The sequence below is a fragment of the Mesorhizobium sp. M7A.T.Ca.US.000.02.2.1 genome, assembly GCF_003996995.1.
In the GTDB taxonomy this organism is placed as follows: Bacteria; Pseudomonadota; Alphaproteobacteria; order Rhizobiales; family Rhizobiaceae; genus Mesorhizobium.
This window is the reverse complement of record NZ_RZTT01000919.1, coordinates 1-437: the sequence shown is the minus strand read 5'-3', so window position 1 is coordinate 437 and position 437 is coordinate 1. Positions and strand designations below refer to the sequence as shown.

Genomic DNA, 437 nt, shown 5'->3' with positions numbered 1-437 from the left:
TCGTGCACGTCAAGGAATCGACCTATCTGTTCGTCTTCACCGACAAGGCGATGTATTTCGTGCCGAACCGGACGATCGAGCGCAACACGCCGATGAACTTCGTCCCGGCCAGCAACATCGGCGCCCAGCCCAATTGCCGGCCCTTCGAGCTGGAAGGCGAGGTTTATTATGTCGCCATCAACCCGGAAGGGTTGGCCTTCGCAGGTCAGGGCGGCAAGCAGGTGCTGCGCGTCACGGAAGCCGTCACCTCGGCAACGACGAATTTCAACGCCGACCCGGTGTCGCTGCTGGCCTCGCATCTGGCCGACAATCTCATCCGCAGCGCCAACCAGAAGCCGGCGACCGATCAGGACGCCTCGAAAGGCTGGCTGATGCGCACTGACGGCCGGCTGATCGCCTGCCAGATGATCCGCAACCAGGACATCAACGGCTCTGTC

The 437-nt window shown here is 62.0% G+C and carries 1 protein-coding gene; it reads left to right on the top strand.

The features are described 5' to 3' along the window. Positions 1 to 437, top strand: a 437-nt coding sequence (locus EOD15_RS36165) for a hypothetical protein (RefSeq protein ID WP_185929192.1), incomplete at both ends; no start/stop codon positions are given.